The organism is Acidithiobacillus sp. AMEEHan (genome assembly GCF_030996345.1).
Lineage (GTDB): Bacteria > Pseudomonadota > Gammaproteobacteria > Acidithiobacillales > Acidithiobacillaceae > Igneacidithiobacillus.
In genome coordinates this window covers 1824471-1839877 of the sequence record NZ_CP118747.1, presented here as the reverse complement: position 1 = coordinate 1839877, position 15407 = coordinate 1824471, and the positions used below count along the sequence as shown (strand labels likewise).

Below are 15407 nucleotides of genomic sequence, written 5' to 3'. Positions count from 1 at the left end.
ACCAGAGAAAAACCCGAACCCGTCAGGGTTCCCAAAAATCGATGATACCGCCAATGGTGAGATCGGTTAGGACCTCAAAATCGCCTTGGGCATAACGTGCCGCCGATCCGGCAACCGTAAACACCCACTTGCCTTCTGGTACGCCAACGGGATCGGTGGCGACGTGAATCTTACCCAGTTGGTCCCGCAACACCCGCAGGGAGGCCTGCTTCAAGCCTGGAATCCGCCGGGTAGTCACCAGATCCGACTGCACGCACATAATTTCCATTAGGGCGTCCAGTTGTCGATGATGCCAATGATGGTGAGATCGGAAGGATAATCCTTGCTCCCAGCGGCCTCGCGCGCCGCCGACGAACCGACACAGATCACCCAGTCCCCAGGGATACAACCCACGGCGTCGACGGCGACGGAACGCGGCCCACCTTCCTTTTCCTGCACCACCAGCAAGGGCCGATGCCCCATCTCGCCAATGCGGTTGGTCGATACCAGCGTCTTTTCCACCCGCATGATTTTCATCCGAGATCAACCTCCTCTATTGCACTTCCAAGGGGCCGATCCTGAACGCGAGCGCGCAATATCAAAAGCCCCTGATCGAGCAAATTGGCATAGCGTGCCTCAATAGCGGCCGCCACGCGTCGCACTCGCTCCACTACCCGATCACGACTGCCCGGCACTCGGCTGTCGTAGCGATAGCGCAGCACCATGGGAATGGGAAGATGACGCGACACATTGAGTTTCTTGAAAATCTTTATACCGATGTCGAGGTGCTGCGCACCCTCCTCGACAGTATCGACATGGGCGTAATAGGCGAGGTTGCGAATCTGCACCTCCTGGAAGCCATTCCCGACCCCAATGAAGCGTTCCGCGTGCCCCCCGTCCTGATACCAACCCCCGTGGTACTGGCCGACGTACTCAATCTGGCTCATGTTATTGATCAGCAGGGTAGCAATCAGGCGGCGCATCCCATCATGGGGCATCCCTTCGCCACGCCCCCAACCGTCGCTGTTACTCGCTGCCCGAATGGCCTCGTACACCGCAAGTGTGGCCTGATCGCGGTCGAGACCGAGGGTTTGCTTGTACAGCTCGGCATTATCCACGTAGCGATGCGGGCTGAGGTCGCCATTGGCATCGGGAATGTGGATGCGGATGGCATCGGTATCCGTGTCTACCCCAATCAGCAGCAAATCGGTACTGGCACCGCAGCAAAACGCATTTTCAATTGCCAAACGGAATTGATACAAACGCTCCAACGCTGCTTCGATGGCGGTGTTGATATTGCTGCCGTGGGCCGCACATCCTTCGTGGCTGGGATCTACGGAGCTACCGTGATAAACCGCGACTTTCAAATAACGCGTGTTCGCATCCGCCATGGTCGGGTAACCTTCCCGAAAACGTCGCAGCTCCGCTGATTCCCAATGCCGGACATCCTCTTCGATATCGAAGAGCACTCCCGCAAAAGCGTCGCGGCGGACCAAAGCCGAGCTGGGCAGCCGCAGGATGAAGGGAAAAAGCCCTTTCAAGCGACCGTCGGAGCAGGTGGAAATACTGACGGCATGGAAACCACAATCCACCAGAAAGGAATCCAGGCTCTGCCCCGCCGCCATTTCGGCTCGGATTTGCTGGGAAAAACGCGCGATGGCGGATTCCAAAGCGGCAAAGGTCGCTTCACCGAAAAGCAAGCCCATTTCCGGCCCATTTACCCAGGCCCGCTCGAGAACCGCTTGCGAAAACTGGAAGCCAAGCCGTCGTTGGGCAATTTCCTGCGCCCGCCTTGCAAAATCTTCCCCAAGCCCCAAGGCAGCGATCTCCTGGAGCGCAGGAACGATAGCGTCGAAGCCTCCCTTGATGGCTGCTTCAAATTCCGCTAGGCGCGCGTTTTCCTCCAAATCCGCCAGGGCATGGGAGCAATTCCGTTCCGGGAGCGTGATGCAGGCCGGGTGTTCGTGACCCCGAGCAAGGGCATGGAGAGCACCACTGGCAAATACCGTTGGCGCAGGACGACCAACTCCCATGCCGATTGGCGCTGGTGCCCGGTAACCGTGGCTGCGTGCCTGACGCAGCGCGAAAGACTTACGCGTGTCCACGGCCTAGCCTCGCGCCCCACCGGAGTAGGTCACTGCTGCACCACGTTTGGCGGAGCCACTACTGCCAGTGACTTTCGAATCCCCAATCGGAGCAGCCAGGCTTTGCTCTTTGTTTGCCGCCGCAGTCATGACGCAGCTGCGGATGCTACCCCGCTGGGTAGGGTTACGACCCTGCGCCCATGCGCCCTCGGTTCCGGTCACACGATCGTTACGGCTCCAGTCGTCGCCTGTGACCTGCCAAGCACCGCGGGCAACCCCCTCTTCGGCACTAGGCGTTGGCGCTACCGCTGCAACAGCTGGCTGCGGCTCGCGGCTACGAAATTCCGGGGTCCCGGTGATGAGCCCCCGAGCAAGATTGACTGGCCCGGTGATCCGGGAAGCCTGATCAAAGGAATTTCCGGTAATGCGCCCCCGGCCCTGCTGCGAGGGAGGGGTGATGCTGAAGCGGGAAGCAACGGGAGCCGCGCCTACATCAGCCGCCGTAGGCGCCGATTGCGACGCCAGCGCCGCTTGTGCCTGTAGCGCTGCCTGCTTATAGGCACAGCCATCGCACTGGCACGACTCAGAAGAGGAAGCCGCAGCCTGGGGAGCAGGGGAGTCGAGCGCTTGCTCTTCCCCCTGATATGGCGTGCCGGTAACGGCCAGATCCGCTCCAAACTCATTACCGGTCACCAGTTCCGATACCTCCATCGCCGGTCCGCTCACGAATTGACCACGAGGCGTACGACTGACGGCGACCTTGGGTGCCTCTGCCTGCGGGGTGCTTGCGCAGTGGGCGTACTGCTCCCGCCCATGATATTCCGTTCCGGTGACGGGCCAGCACCCTCCACGCTCGTCACCGGACATTTTTGGGAGGCGATCCATCCCGGTACCGGTAATGGTCGATCCACCCAGACTCGTATTCTCCTGCACCTTGTCGACACCGCCGCCACAGAGAACCGGGCTGCTGTAGCCCGTACCGGTGACGCGCTGGCAAGACCCGGGCTCGTTGCCAGTGACCTTTTCCGAACGGTCGACAAGATTACCCGTCACACGCTCACCCTTGGCGGTGCTCGTCACCCCAACCTTGGCAGGTGCAGGTTCCGGCTTGCTGCCACAGGTGCTCTGATAACTCTCTAGGCTCAAATACTCCGTACCCGTAAGCTGACGGCATTCGCCTGCCTCGAGGCCGGTAATCCGCTGTGTCGCATCGACGGCCGTACCGGACACGCTGCGCCCGGCGAAGGTATGGGTTTCCGCAACCTTGCTTGGCGCACCATTGATGGTCATCTTGGCAACCCCGGCGTCCGAGTACTGTGAGCCGGTGATATTGCGCTTTGCCCCTGCCTCATAACCTGTGACGCGACCGCTGCGCGCCTCATCGCTACCGGTGACCGGCAAACCCCGGCGCTGCGTCGTTCCCGTCACCACTTTCGGCGCACGTGCCTCCAGATCAGTGTTACAAAAGCTCTGGAAACTGTCGCTGCTGAGGTACTCCGTACCGGTGACGCTGGCACAAGAACCAGATTCATCACCCGTTACCGCAGCCGAGCGTCCGACCTGTGTGCCAGAGACCGCCTGCCGTCCCGAAGTACGGGTAATGGCGACTTTGGGCGCCGCACCCTCGGGGCGCGTGCCACAAAAGCGGTCAAACTGTTCGGCCCCCACATATTCTGTGCCGGTAATTGCCCGGCAACTGCCGGCCTCATTTCCAGTGACCGCAGAATTCCGCTCCACCTGGGTACCGGTCACAGCAGATCCAGCCAAAGTAGTACCTTCCTCTACCTTGCGGAACTTGCGCGAGCGGCGCTTGCCTGGCGCATCGGTATTCCCTTTCTGAAAACCCCGACCATGCTGAGACATTTCTTCCCGCCGCAATTTGGCAAATTCGCGAGTGCTACCGTTTTCCAGGTAGCGCAGCCGCGCCGCCGCCGAAGTCAAACCGCGCACCACGGTCAGAGCTGCCTTGCCACGCTGGGCAAGGGTCTGCCGCCGCGCTCGGCAGAGTTGGCGCACCGAACGCTCCCGCCAACCGAAGTCGCCGGGATTCGTTTCGACCAACTCACAAACGGAATCGATGAATTCCTCCTCGATGCCCGGCACCAAGGCAGGCGCCTCGTTGCCTACAGAAGGCACTGATTCGACAGCAGCAGCTTCGACACTAGGCCGTTGCCCGCGCCGCCGTGGACGACGCTGCTCGGGATCGGACCAACACTGTGCCCCAGAGCAACGCATGGCCCGGTGCGCCAGGGCGGCCTCCCGCCCCGAACTCTTTACCACCATATTTTCTGGATGGGCAGGAAGCGTCGCGACCGACGCCCCCCGGTACTACCAGACTTTGGCGCGGAAGGCGCAGCGACTGGCTTGGCCACGCTGCCACCCTGCCTACGCATTGCCTGCTGGCGCCGCTTCTCCTGCGCCAAAGCCCGGCCCCGTAATGAACCGGATGCTGAGATATCCGACATACGTCCCCCTTGCTGGTGCCCAGCAGAGCCGGGCACCGATGATTGATCCGTTCGTATCAGGAACCGCGATAGACCACGAAGGCCAGACCCTGGCTCTGCGTGTAGTTATCGTAACCAATCAAACGAACCAAGTGCTTGGGATACTCGCGGCGGCAAGCCTCGAGCTCGGCCAAAACCGTATCGACATTCCGTTCACCGAACATGGGAAGCTTCCACATGTACCAGTAGTGGTTGAAGGAACGCTCGGGTTCGACATGTTCCACCGCCGGATTCCAGCCCTGGGCAATGATGTACTGCACCTGGGCGCGGATTTGTTCCGCCGACATGGGAGGGAGATACGAGAAGGTCTCGTAACGCCGCGTCTGCTTGTAATCTTGTACTTCAGCCATTTTGGACTCCTTCCTGAAGCGAATGCGTTAGCCGGAAAATCAACGATTCTGCACGTCGAGCTTGTCGACGGTGTCGAATTCGAACTTGATTTCCTTCCAAGTCTCCAGAGCAATCTTGAGCTCGGGCGAATGACGGGCAGCGTTGGTGAGAATTTCCTTGCCTTCGCGCTCCACTTCCATGCCCCGGTTGCGGGCCTCGACGCAGGCCTCGAGGGCCACACGGTTGGCCGCGGCACCCGCAGCATTGCCCCAGGGGTGGCCCAGAGTACCGCCACCAAACTGCAGTACGGAGTCGTCACCAAAGATGGTCACCAGGGACGGCATGTGCCAAACGTGAATGCCACCGGAGGCTACCGCAAAAGCGCCTGGCATCGCGCCCCAGTCCTGGTCGAAGAAGATACCGCGGCTGCGATCTTCGGGAACATAGGATTCACGGAGCAGGTCGATCCAGCCCAGGGTGGAGGCACGATCGCCTTCCAGCTTGCCGACCACGGTACCGGTGTGCAGATGGTCGCCACCGGAGAGGCGCAGCGCCTTGGTCAACACACGGAAGTGGATGCCATGATGGGGGTTACGGTCGATAACCGCGTGCATGGCGCGGTGGATGTGCAAGAGCACGCCGTTCTTGCGGCACCAACGGGCAAGACCGGTGTTGGCACAGAAACCGCCGGTGAGGAAGTCATGCATGATGATGGGCATACCCAGTTCCTTGGCGAACTCGGCACGCTCGTACATCTCTTCCGGCGACGGGGCGGTGACGTTCAGGTAGTGGCCCTTACGCTCACCCGTCTGCGCTTCGGCATTGTGGATCGCATCGGCGACAAAGAGGAAACGGTCACGCCAGCGCATGAAGGGCTGGGAGTTGACGTTTTCGTCGTCCTTGGTGAAATCGAGACCGCCACGCAGGGCTTCATACACGGCACGGCCATAGTTCTTGGCCGACAGACCGAGCTTGGGCTTGATGGTGCAGCCGAGCATCGGGCGACCATACTTGTCGAGCTTGTCGCGCTCGACCTGGATACCGTGGGAGGGACCATTACAGGTCATCACGTAGGCCAAGGGGAAGCGCACATCTTCCAGACGCAAGGAGCGCACCGCCTTGAAGCCGAACACGTTGCCGACCAAGGAGGTGAAGACGTTGACGACGGAACCTTCTTCGAAGAGATCGATGGGGTAAGCAATGAAAGCGTAAAACGCCGTGTCGTCGCCGGGCACGTCTTCGATCCGGTAAGCGCGACCCTTGTAGTAGTCCATGTCGGTCAACAGATCGGTCCACACCGTGGTCCAGGTACCGGTAGAAGACTCTGCCGCAACCGCCGCAGCCGCCTCTTCCCGATCCACCCCAGCCTGCGGGACGATCTTGAAGCACGCCAACAAATCCGAGTCCAACGGCACGTAGTCAGGAGCCCAGTACGTCTGGCGGTACTCCTTCACGCCGGCTTCATATTTACCAGCCATAGATCCCTCCTAGAGAATGTTCCAATTCAAACCAACCTGCAGATAGCGTTCCGATAGCGAATGTACAGAGGCAATACCATAAGGTAAAGTAAAAGTTATTTAACATTACCTTTTGCAGGAGTAAAACCTTGTCCGTCCGTCAGGTCACTCTACATCAATTACATATTTTCACGGTACTGGCCCGGCATCTTAGCATGAGCAAAGCGGCCACGGAATTGTATCAAACGCCACCAGCATTATCATTGCAAATCAAAAGATTATCTGAAAATCTCGGGATATCTCTGTATGAGCAGATCGGCAAAAAACTCTTCCTGACCGCGGCCGGGGAACTGGTCGCCCAGGCCGGCACGGAAATCGAAGAACGACTGGAACGGTTGCTGGAAGAGCTGGCAGCGCAACAGAATCTGGAGCAGGGTCAACTCCGCGTGTGCATCACCTCGACGGCCGAATACTTCGCTCCCCGCCTGCTCGGGGCCTTTTGCGGGCAGCATCCGGGGGTCGAGGCGCACCTCGAGATCGTCAATCGTGTCACGCTCCTGCAACGTCTGCAGCGCAATGAAGACGATCTCTACATCATGGGGCAGGTACCCGAGGATATCGACGGCGTCGCCCATGCCTTCCTCGACAACCCGATCGTGGTGGTGGCCGCCGCCGCTCACCCCCTCGTGGAACAATCGGATATTCCCTTGCGGCGCCTGGCCGCGGAGCCCTTCATCCTGCGCGAAGCCGGTTCGGGCACCCGTCTAACCGCCGAGAACTTCCTTGCCGAACACGGCATCCAGTTGCATGCGCGGATGACCTTGAGCAGCAATGAGGCGGTCAAACAACTCGTCGCCGGCGGCCTTGGCCTGGGAATCCTGCCGCGCCATACCCTAGCCGCCGAAGCAGCGGCCGGAGACTTGTGCATTCTCGACGTGGAAGGCTTCCCTATCCTCCGCAAATGGCATGCGGTGCACCGCCGCGGTAAGCATCTGTCAGCGATCAGCCAGCGCTTCCTGGAGTTTTTGCTGCAGAGCCAGCCTTCGGAGTAGATCCATCAGCTCCGTCGATCCTGCTGCCCTCTACCTCATCCTAACCGAACAATTTCTTGCTGATTTCTGCTACATGACGCCCTTGGAAGCGCGCGATGGCGAGTTCATTTGCCGAAGGCGTACGGCTACCATCACCTTTGGCCAGGGTGCTGGCGCCATAGGGCGTACCACCGCTGATCTCGTCCATATTGAGCAACTCCTGACAACTGTAGGGCACGCCATGCACGATCATGCCCTGGTGCAGCAGGCGCGGTAAAATCAGGTACCAATCAGCGGCGGCAAGCGGCGGCCAAAGTCGTTGCTGCGGCAGACGCAAATGGAATGCTCGGCCATGGCGAGCATCTCGCGGTCGCCGCGGCTGTTACCGTAGGCGTAGGCGAGGCGTTCTATCCCCAGATCTTCTCGTAAGCGTCGAGCCTTCTCCGGTCCCCAGCAATTTTCTCCGGCCAGACGTCCGGTGATACGCGCCTGGGCATCGGTCTCGATTCTCGTAGCCAAGACGGCGTCGAAGCCTTCCCGCAGTGCCCAAGGTCGGGCGTAGAGTTCCAGGGTCGCCGTCACCAGCACCAGGGAATGCCCGTGGGCCCGATGCTCGCGCAGGCGCGCGAGGACTTCGGGGCGCAGCAGGCGCGGCAGGCCGTGTTGGGCGAAATGCTCCGCGGCGGGAACGATCTCTTCCACACGCCTCCCGGCAAGGGACAGACGCAGAGCTGCCTCCTTTGCCTGCACGTTGCTGCGCCATCCCATGCCATAGCCCAGCAAAGTGGGGACGCTACGCAGCAAGAGGCGCAGGGCGCGCAGATTTCCCTGCTGCGCCCAGAGAAAATAAAGCAGAGTCTCCCGGCGAGTGAGGGTTCCGTCAAGATCAAAGGCTACCCATTGCTGCGTCATCCCACTGCCTCCACCACGGCTAGCTGACGCCAACTGCTCAGCTCCGTCTGTAGGCGCTGCAGGGCAGCGACTGCCGTCTCGGCGGGGGTCACCGTACCGAGCAGGCGGCGCCAGGACTTGGCACCGGGATGGCCGTAGTAGAGACCATGCAGGTGTCGGGTCAATCGGGGGGCTGGCAGGGCATCGCCCCAGGCAGCAGCATAGGCGAGCAGGCCCTCCCAGACCTCTGTCATGCTCGGCAACGCCTCCCGGCGTCCAAGGGCCAACTCCAGCTCCGCAAGGAAAAACGGGGAATGATAGGCAGCGCGACCAATCATCACGCCATCCACCCCTGGCCAAACCGATAGCACGTCTTCCACTCGGCGCAGTCCACCGTTCAACTCCACCTGAAGCTGCGGGAAATCCTGTTTGAGGCGCGAGACCCAATCCCAACGCAGGGGTGGGACCTCGCGATTTTCGGCAGGATTGAGCCCCTTGAGCCAGGCATTACGGGCATGGACGATGAAATGTTGGCATGCCCCCTCGCTGACCGTGGCGACAAAGCGCGCCAAAGCCTCATAGTCCTCCTCACGATCGAGCCCCAGACGGTGCTTGACACTGACGGGAAGACCAGCGCTGGCGAGGGCATCGAGCAGTTCGCGCACCAGCCCCGGCTCATGCATCAAACAGGCCCCAAAGCGTCCTTTCTGTACCCGCGGCGATGGGCAACCAACATTCAGGTTGAGACCGGAATAGCCATAGTTACGGGCGATCCCGGCAGCGCGCGCCATAGATTCGGAGTCATCGCCGCCAAGCTGCAGGACCAAGGGGTTTTCCGAAGGAGAGAATTCGAGGTAGCGCTGGGGATCGCGCCCACGCAGGATGGCCGGGGTGGTGATCATCTCGGTATAGAGCACACAGCTCGGACAGACCAAGCGCAAAAAAGCACGGCAGTGGCGGTCCGTCCAGTCGAGCATGGGGGCGACGGACAGGATTTTTTGCTGGGTTGTGGATGCGCTTCGTTCCATGCGCTAACCCTAGCGCATTCCCGAGGTAGAAAGTAGCAGGGTGGAGGATGTCGCTGGTTGCGATCGTTGACGATGGCAAATTTTTCTGGATACTACTTGCAACTTTGTTGCATTTCAGACTTGGAGGCGACGATGCCCAGCTTGGCAGCCCTTTCCCAGCATATTTCGCACAGCGTGGAGGTCGATGCCGCTGCCGACCTTGCTGCCATCTATGACCCGGACGTGCAGTTGGTGATCTGGCGACGCCCTCTCAACATGGAGCTGCGCAACTATTGGCGGCAGACGACCGAGGCCGGCACAGAGGGCAAACGCGTTGTAGCGCGTGGCGGCGCCTTGCCGGAAAATCTCTTGCCTGATTTTCCAGGAAGAGACACAGCTTGGGTCGAACTCCGCTTTCTGGATCAACTGTTCCGCGATCTCTGTGAGGCCGAGACCATTGGGATCCGCATTGAATGCAGTCAGGATCGCGTTTGTCCGCGTTTCCACGTCGACCATGTAGCCCTGCGCTTGCTCTGCACCTGGAAAGGGCCCGGCAGCGAATGGCTGGAGGATGGAGAAGTAGACCGCCGCTTTCTCGGACGGGGGAGCCGTGGGCTCGCCGATGAAGAATCCGGCCTGCTCCGGCCAGGGGCAAGAATCCGGCAAATTCCCGAGCAGGCCGTGGCCTTGTGCAAAGGCGACGCCTGGGCGGGTAACGAAGGGCGCGGTGTCGTGCATCGTTCTCCGGCGGTGCCACCGGTAGACGGTACGCGGGTGCTTTTAGCCTTGGACCTACTCGACGAATGATATTTTGAGGAAAGAACATGCGCCCAATGCGAAAAACACTGTTAGTAATCAGCACCCTCATGGCTGGGTATGGCGCCTGCGCCAGCGCCGCTCCCTTGAGTCAATCCATTCCCGAAGAGAGCCATGTGCAGTTTTGGAAGGGCATCTCTTTGGTCAACCACCTGGATATCGAGGGCGTAGCTAACCTCAGCGGAGGTCAAGCCCAGGGCAGCACCGCCACCGGGCTGTGGAAAGGCGCCCTCGCCCTGCATACCGGTAAGGCCGGCTGGTGGTCGGGCGGCTTGTTTCTAGTGGAAGGGCTGGTAGCCAACAGCGGCAATCCCAATGCCTACGTTGGCGACCTGCAAGGGGTATCCAATCTGACCACCCCCTTTGCCCACATTGCCCGCCTCTACAAAGCGTATTATCGCCAGAGCAGTGGGCCGTTCACCGTGCGCGTCGGCCTCATCAATCCCAATGATTACTTCAATACCACCGGGGTAGCCGCCGAGCTTTTCAATGCCTCCCATGGCATCTATCCGACCCTCACTGCCAATGTCCCTTACACCCCCACCTACCCCTACTCCAGCCTCGGCGCCATGGGGAGCTATCAGATCGGCGATACCACCATCCAACTGGGTGCCTTCAATGCCGACGGCTATACGCCCTTCCGTCGCCCTTGGCTGAGCGATGGACAGATCTACTACGGTGAAATCGATCAGGCCCTGCAGCTAGGGCCGGGTACCGTTACCCTCAAAGCTGGCGGATATTACAACCACGTAACCAGTAATTATCTGCAGAACCCCAATGACCCCAATGCTGCCGCCATCGGCACCGCGCCTTCCCAAGGCGGTTTTTATACTGCTGCGGAATACCGCTGGAAGGCCGCCGGGGTGGACTGTGGCAGCTTCGTCCAGGGCGGTGGGGCCCCCAACAGTGCCGCAGTTTCGCCGGTCAATGCCTATGTGGCGGTGGGCTTGCGCCTGCGCAATTTCGTTCCGGGCTCGCCGAAATCGACTCTGAGCCTCGGCTTCGATCGTGCCTGGCAGCGCCAAAGCGGTGCCGAGACCTCCATCGAGGTCAATTTTCGTCAGCCCGTATTCAAGCAGTTTTACATCCAGCCCGACCTCCAATACATCCTCAACCCCGGTGCCAATGCCGTCGGCGCCCAACTACCCAATGCCCTGGTCGGCATCCTGCGCATCGGTTGGCGGGGCAGCCTGACCGGCTGAGAGCGTATCCAAAGCAATTTGCAACACGATATACTGCGGGCAACACCCCTTGGACTTGCGCCCGCATCACATGAGACCAATAAAATTGCTGCAGAGGCCTGCGGCACGACGCCCCGGCTCCCCTCTCTCCTTCGCTAGCCAGGCATCTATGCTGCAGCAGGACACGAAGATGGTAGTAGCGGCAAAGCAGTACCGCAGCGGAAGCTTCTTGCCATGAAAAAATGGGTCTACCTTGCCATCCTATTGCTGGTTACCATTCTCGCCATCCTGCCCGGCTTCTTCCATCAGGGTCCCTACGGCGGCAACACTCAGGGCTGGTACCAAAATCATCCGACAGAGACAGCGAAGGAACTCTCCTGGTGCGCGGAGAAGCCAGAGCGGGAGAAAACTACCTCCTGCCAGTATGCCCACAACGGGGCAGTCGCAAGCATGGCACCAGACTAAAATCCTGTGGTGGCGCCGCCCCTCTGGGCGGTTCAGAGATCACCACACCGCCCAACGCCCCAAGTAATGCCTCACGGAAGCTATCCTGAATCGTTGCAATAATGATTCTCATTAGCTATGATGACCGACGTTTCTGTAAGATCAAAAAGGGAGCGTTCCCCATCATGCAATCAGATCCGAACATCTGCGCTTTAGGCAGCCTCAAGGTGGGCAGCCAGGGTCGCATTCATCGCCTGTTGGCACCAGAACAGGAGCGTCTGCGCCTACAGAATCTGGGCCTCCGCCCCGGGTCGTCCTTCCACCTGCGGCTGGGGCCAGATCGCCGCGGCGTGGTGCTGGAGAGCGGTGGAACCCGCGTGGCCCTCGGTAAGGAATGGCTCGAACAAATCCTCGTCATTCCCGCAGAGGAGGAACGCTCATGAGCGGTCATTGTGCGGCGAATGCAGAACGGCATCCCGCCCCGGATGGGCTACCGCTGATTGCCTTGGTAGGTAACCCCAATTGCGGCAAGACCACGGCCTATAACCTACTCACCGGGACTCAGCAGAGCGTTGGCAACTGGCCTGGGGTGACGGTGGAAAAACGCGAAGGCGTCGCTCGTCTTGGCGCCGAAAAGCGGATCCGCGTGGTGGATCTGCCTGGGGTCTATAGCCTCCTCGGTGGCGGTGGCGAAGATCAGTCCGTCGCCCGCCGTTTCCTGCAGGAAGGGAACGCCGATCTCATCGTCCAGGTCCTCGATGCCAGCAACCTGGAGCGTCATTTGCTGCTCACGGCGGAACTCCTAGACCTCGGACGCCCCCTCCTCCTCGTTCTCAACATGATGGACGAAGCGGCCAATGCGGGCTGGAAGCTGGACCCCAAGGCCTTGGAAAGGATGCTGCAAATACCGGTGGTAAGCATGGTGGCACGCAAGGGTCGTGGTTTGGCAGAGCTGCGACAAGCCTTGACCACCGCCCTCGCCAATCCGCAGCCCGCGCAACCGATCCGTTGGGAGGAACCCACGGAGTCGATCCTTGCCTCTCTTGCCCAGGGATTTGTTGCCCCAGCCCAGCGCTCCCAGGCCTGGCTGGCCCTTGCCGATCGCGCCCAGACGCCAGCGGCATTGCTGTCGCTGCGGGACGGCGCCGCGGCGCAGTTGGAGAAAAATTCCGGGGAAGATACCGCAGATGTTTTTGCTGGCCTCCACTTCGACTGGGCCGCGCGCACTACTGCCCTAGTCGCTGTACGTGCAGCGGCTGCTGGCTGGCGCAACCGTCTCACCCAACGCCTCGATCACTGGGTGCTCCATGAGTTTTGGGGGGTACCCATTTTTCTGGCGGTACTATATTTGGTCTTCGTGGTGAGTTTCAGCGGCGGCAACGTCTTTTTGGATTTCTTCGATCAGGCATCCGCCGCTCTGCTCATGCATGGTTTTGGTCATCTCCTGCTCCAGGTCGGGGCGCCGGACTGGCTGGTTGCAGCGTTGGCCGGAGGCCTTGGGGGTGGCCTCAACTTGGTCATCAGCTTCATCCCACCCATCGGACTGACCTTTCTCTTTCTCGCTTTTCTCGAAGATTCGGGCTACATGGCGCGGGCGGCCTATGTCATGGATCGCCTCATGCGCCGCTTCGGGCTGCCGGGCAATGCCCTGGTACCCATGGTCATCGGCTTTGGCTGCAATGTGCCGGCGATTATGGGCTCGCGGATCATCGATGATCCCCGCGGGCGGATTCTGACGGTGCTGATGCAACCCTTTGTTTCCTGCTCCGCACGGTTGACCATCTACATGGCCTTTGCCGTGGTCTTTTTCCGCAGCAATGGCGGGCAAGTGGTCTTTCTACTCTATCTGGCAGGCATCCTCATGTCCCTGTTTACCGCCTGGCTCCTGGGAAACACTGCCTTGCGCGGTACTGCCCGCGCCTTTGTCCTGGAACTGCCTCCCTACCGGCTGCCCAACTGGCGCAGTGTCGGCCTGCAGGCCTGGCAACGACTCAAGGTCTTTCTCCTGCGAGTGGGCAAGGTGATTGCCGCTATCGGTTTTGTGCTCTTCCTTCTGCCGGGCATTGGCTGGACCCAGCAAGGTCTGCGGAGCACCGACATCGATCATTCCCTCCTCGCCCAAGGCAGCCGTGCCCTCGCCCCTCTCTTTGCTCCCATGGGAATTCGTCCCGATAACTGGCCAGCGGTGGCGGGCTTGGTAGCAGGGGCAGCAGCCAAGGAAATCGTCATTGGTACCTTGAATGGCATCTACCAACGTCAGGCAGGGAGCGACGCCATGGAGAGCTATCGCCACCCAGACATTGGCGCCGAACTGGGTGACGCGTTGGCGACCATCCCCGAGAACGCCAAAAAACTGATTACCAGCCTACAGGACCCGCTGGGAATCGGCGACATCGGCAACAAAGAGGCGGCCATCAATGACTCCGGTGCCAGTGGCGACACTTTGACCGGCCTTGCCCACGGCTTTACTGCCCTCAGCGCCCTCGCCTATCTCCTCTTTGTGCTGCTGTACATTCCTTGTGCCAGCACCATGGGGGCCTTGCGCCGAGAAGTCGGGACAGGTTGGATGCTCTTTTCCATTGCCTACGGGGTGGGGATGGCCTGGGCGGTAGCCACTCTGGTTTACCAATGGGGAACGGCCAGCCAGCACCCGTTGAGTACCGCCGTGTGGACGGCAGTCATTGCTATCGCCTTTGCGAGCCTGTACCTCGGTCTGCACCGGCAGGGGCGTCGCACGGCCCTGCACGTTTCGGAGGCGGGGAAGGCATGAGCAACGCCCTCTTCGCGGTGCGCGATCTGCTGCGCGAGGGAGCTTCCCTCAGCGGCGAGGAAATCGCCCAGCGCCTTTCCCTGCCCACGGGTATCGTCGAGGCCGCCCTGGAGCACTGGCGGTCACGACAAAAGCTGCTGGTGTTGCAGCCCCTCGCGGCAGCGGCGAACTGCAGCTCCGGCGGCTGTGGCAGCGGCGCTTGCGGGAAAGGTTGTGGAAGCGGCAAGCCCTCGCGCCCGACAACGCTATACCGCTGGCGGGAGCTTACCCCACCTGATGATCCCCGGCGCGCAGAGGAATTCCCTCCCACACTGCCACGCTCACTTTGCAATCCCTAGGAACACCGCCAAGCAGCGCTCGACTTCCACCAGCACATCCGCATCGATGTGTCCGAAAGTCGGCCTTACCCTATCGCGCTTCACGGTCATTACCTTGTCCACCATGACCTGAGAGGGCTTCTCCAAGCCATTCTCCGTATTCGGCTGAACCGTGACGCGCAGCAATGGCGCAGCAACCAGCGTGCTGGTGACAAGTAGCAAGGTGACACTGTTATGCTCACTGAACTGGTTTGCCTGGATCACCAACGCCAGCCTCGGCTTGCCAAAGTCGCCCGGCATCGCGACGGTCACCAGATCACCACGCATCATTCCGTCCAGCCGTCCACATCTGCCAAGGCTTCATCCAGGAATTGCTGCAGAGCAGTGTCGGCGCTGTCGGCTTGGGCCACCAGCAAGCATTGGCGGCGGCATTCCTCCGCGAAGTCAGGGCGGCGCGTGTCAGGCACCCAGATTTGCACTGGACGGAGCCCCGCCCTCCGGAGTGCATCACGATACTTTTGCACCCGCTGATTCACAGGTGTCGTCGCCATTTCCGATTCCTCAATAGAGTTACATGAAACATTGTGCGCGACATA

General features: G+C 60.5%; 17 protein-coding genes and 1 pseudogene. 7 read left to right on the top strand and 11 right to left on the bottom strand.

Annotation, left to right across the window (positions count from 1 at the left end):
* Window positions 1–22: 22 nt before the first annotated feature.
* From ORD17_RS09565 to ORD17_RS09540, 6 genes are all read right to left on the bottom strand, one after another.
* Window positions 23–268: a carboxysome peptide B gene (locus ORD17_RS09565; protein WP_308388234.1), complete on the bottom strand. Its 246-nt coding sequence runs from the start codon at window positions 266–268 to the stop codon at window positions 23–25.
* Window positions 268–516 (bottom strand): carboxysome peptide A, encoded by a 249-nt coding sequence (locus ORD17_RS09560; RefSeq protein ID WP_308388232.1) that lies wholly within the window; start codon window positions 514–516, stop codon window positions 268–270. Before ORD17_RS09560 ends, ORD17_RS09565 begins: the two co-directional genes overlap by 1 nt.
* Window positions 513–2084: a carboxysome shell carbonic anhydrase gene (locus tag ORD17_RS09555; protein WP_308388230.1), complete on the bottom strand. Its 1572-nt coding sequence runs from the start codon at window positions 2082–2084 to the stop codon at window positions 513–515. Before ORD17_RS09555 ends, ORD17_RS09560 begins: the two co-directional genes overlap by 4 nt.
* Window positions 2085–2087: 3 nt before the next feature.
* Entirely contained in the window at window positions 2088–4346 is a 2259-nt protein-coding gene (locus ORD17_RS09550; protein WP_308388228.1) for a CsoS2 family carboxysome shell protein, read from the bottom strand.
* 238 nt (window positions 4347–4584) lie between these two features.
* A complete protein-coding gene (locus tag ORD17_RS09545; protein ID WP_308388226.1) occupies window positions 4585–4917 on the bottom strand; it encodes a ribulose bisphosphate carboxylase small subunit in 333 nt (110 codons plus the stop codon).
* Between the two features lie 39 nt (window positions 4918–4956).
* A complete protein-coding gene (locus ORD17_RS09540; protein WP_308388224.1) occupies window positions 4957–6375 on the bottom strand; it encodes a form I ribulose bisphosphate carboxylase large subunit in 1419 nt (472 codons plus the stop codon).
* Between the two features lie 128 nt (window positions 6376–6503).
* Between ORD17_RS09540 and ORD17_RS09535 the strand changes: the two genes are divergently transcribed.
* Complete coding sequence (locus tag ORD17_RS09535) at window positions 6504–7406, top strand: LysR family transcriptional regulator (protein WP_308388223.1); 903 nt, start codon at window positions 6504–6506, stop codon at window positions 7404–7406.
* Between the two features lie 40 nt (window positions 7407–7446).
* On the opposite strand, the pseudogene ORD17_RS09530 reads toward ORD17_RS09535, so the two are convergent.
* From ORD17_RS09530 to dusA, 3 genes and pseudogenes are all read right to left on the bottom strand, one after another.
* Window positions 7447–7653, bottom strand: a pseudogene (locus ORD17_RS09530) (NAD(P)H:quinone oxidoreductase); the annotation flags it as partial.
* A gap of 11 nt (window positions 7654–7664) precedes the next feature.
* Entirely contained in the window at window positions 7665–8297 is a 633-nt protein-coding gene (locus ORD17_RS09525; protein WP_308388221.1) for an HAD-IB family hydrolase, read from the bottom strand.
* Window positions 8294–9304 (bottom strand): tRNA dihydrouridine(20/20a) synthase DusA, encoded by a 1011-nt coding sequence (dusA, locus tag ORD17_RS09520; protein WP_308388219.1) that lies wholly within the window; start codon window positions 9302–9304, stop codon window positions 8294–8296. Before dusA ends, ORD17_RS09525 begins: the two co-directional genes overlap by 4 nt.
* A gap of 132 nt (window positions 9305–9436) precedes the next feature.
* Here dusA and ORD17_RS09515 point away from each other — a divergent pair, with 132 nt between their 5' ends.
* The 6 genes from ORD17_RS09515 (at window position 9437) to ORD17_RS09490 (ending at window position 14832) form a co-directional block, all read left to right on the top strand.
* Complete coding sequence (locus ORD17_RS09515) at window positions 9437–10090, top strand: DUF1826 domain-containing protein (RefSeq protein ID WP_308388217.1); 654 nt, start codon at window positions 9437–9439, stop codon at window positions 10088–10090.
* A gap of 26 nt (window positions 10091–10116) precedes the next feature.
* Entirely contained in the window at window positions 10117–11301 is a 1185-nt protein-coding gene (locus ORD17_RS09510; protein ID WP_308388216.1) for a carbohydrate porin, read from the top strand.
* A 213-nt stretch (window positions 11302–11514) separates the two neighbouring features.
* On the top strand, window positions 11515–11745 hold the full coding sequence (locus tag ORD17_RS09505; RefSeq protein WP_308388214.1) for a hypothetical protein: 231 nt from the start codon (window positions 11515–11517) through the stop codon (window positions 11743–11745).
* Window positions 11746–11909: 164 nt separating this feature from the next.
* Window positions 11910–12167: a FeoA family protein gene (locus tag ORD17_RS09500; protein ID WP_308388212.1), complete on the top strand. Its 258-nt coding sequence runs from the start codon at window positions 11910–11912 to the stop codon at window positions 12165–12167.
* Window positions 12164–14494, top strand: a complete 2331-nt coding sequence (gene feoB, locus ORD17_RS09495) for a ferrous iron transport protein B (protein ID WP_308388210.1) — start codon at window positions 12164–12166, stop codon at window positions 14492–14494. Before ORD17_RS09500 ends, feoB begins: the two co-directional genes overlap by 4 nt.
* Window positions 14491–14832: a FeoC-like transcriptional regulator gene (locus ORD17_RS09490; RefSeq protein WP_308388209.1), complete on the top strand. Its 342-nt coding sequence runs from the start codon at window positions 14491–14493 to the stop codon at window positions 14830–14832. The genes feoB and ORD17_RS09490 overlap by 4 nt, the downstream gene beginning before the upstream one ends.
* Here ORD17_RS09490 and ORD17_RS09485 read toward each other — a convergent pair.
* Window positions 14815–15141, bottom strand: a complete 327-nt coding sequence (locus tag ORD17_RS09485) for a type II toxin-antitoxin system PemK/MazF family toxin (RefSeq protein ID WP_308388207.1) — start codon at window positions 15139–15141, stop codon at window positions 14815–14817. The two genes, ORD17_RS09490 and ORD17_RS09485, sit on opposite strands and share 18 nt — an antisense overlap.
* A complete protein-coding gene (locus ORD17_RS09480) occupies window positions 15138–15362 on the bottom strand; it encodes an antitoxin MazE family protein (protein WP_308388205.1) in 225 nt (74 codons plus the stop codon). Before ORD17_RS09480 ends, ORD17_RS09485 begins: the two co-directional genes overlap by 4 nt.
* Window positions 15363–15407: the final 45 nt, after the last annotated feature.

What these genes read in the sequence shown, in the direction of transcription:
- ORD17_RS09565 (WP_308388234.1), bottom strand. Translation starts at nt 268, where the DNA reads ATGGAAATTATGTGCGTGCAGTCGGATCTGGTGACTACCCGGCGGATT.
- ORD17_RS09560 (WP_308388232.1), bottom strand. Translation starts at nt 516, where the DNA reads ATGAAAATCATGCGGGTGGAAAAGACGCTGGTATCGACCAACCGCATT.
- ORD17_RS09550 (WP_308388228.1), bottom strand. Translation starts at nt 4,346, where the DNA reads ATGGTGGTAAAGAGTTCGGGGCGGGAGGCCGCCCTGGCGCACCGGGCC.
- ORD17_RS09545 (WP_308388226.1), bottom strand. Translation starts at nt 4,917, where the DNA reads ATGGCTGAAGTACAAGATTACAAGCAGACGCGGCGTTACGAGACCTTC.
- ORD17_RS09540 (WP_308388224.1), bottom strand. Translation starts at nt 6,375, where the DNA reads ATGGCTGGTAAATATGAAGCCGGCGTGAAGGAGTACCGCCAGACGTAC.
- ORD17_RS09525 (WP_308388221.1), bottom strand. Translation starts at nt 8,297, where the DNA reads ATGACGCAGCAATGGGTAGCCTTTGATCTTGACGGAACCCTCACTCGC.
- dusA (WP_308388219.1), bottom strand. Translation starts at nt 9,304, where the DNA reads ATGGAACGAAGCGCATCCACAACCCAGCAAAAAATCCTGTCCGTCGCC.
- ORD17_RS09515 (WP_308388217.1), top strand. Translation starts at nt 9,437, where the DNA reads ATGCCCAGCTTGGCAGCCCTTTCCCAGCATATTTCGCACAGCGTGGAG.
- ORD17_RS09510 (WP_308388216.1), top strand. Translation starts at nt 10,117, where the DNA reads ATGCGAAAAACACTGTTAGTAATCAGCACCCTCATGGCTGGGTATGGC.
- ORD17_RS09505 (WP_308388214.1), top strand. Translation starts at nt 11,515, where the DNA reads ATGAAAAAATGGGTCTACCTTGCCATCCTATTGCTGGTTACCATTCTC.
- ORD17_RS09500 (WP_308388212.1), top strand. Translation starts at nt 11,910, where the DNA reads ATGCAATCAGATCCGAACATCTGCGCTTTAGGCAGCCTCAAGGTGGGC.
- feoB (WP_308388210.1), top strand. Translation starts at nt 12,164, where the DNA reads ATGAGCGGTCATTGTGCGGCGAATGCAGAACGGCATCCCGCCCCGGAT.
- ORD17_RS09490 (WP_308388209.1), top strand. Translation starts at nt 14,491, where the DNA reads ATGAGCAACGCCCTCTTCGCGGTGCGCGATCTGCTGCGCGAGGGAGCT.
- ORD17_RS09485 (WP_308388207.1), bottom strand. Translation starts at nt 15,141, where the DNA reads ATGATGCGTGGTGATCTGGTGACCGTCGCGATGCCGGGCGACTTTGGC.
- ORD17_RS09480 (WP_308388205.1), bottom strand. Translation starts at nt 15,362, where the DNA reads ATGGCGACGACACCTGTGAATCAGCGGGTGCAAAAGTATCGTGATGCA.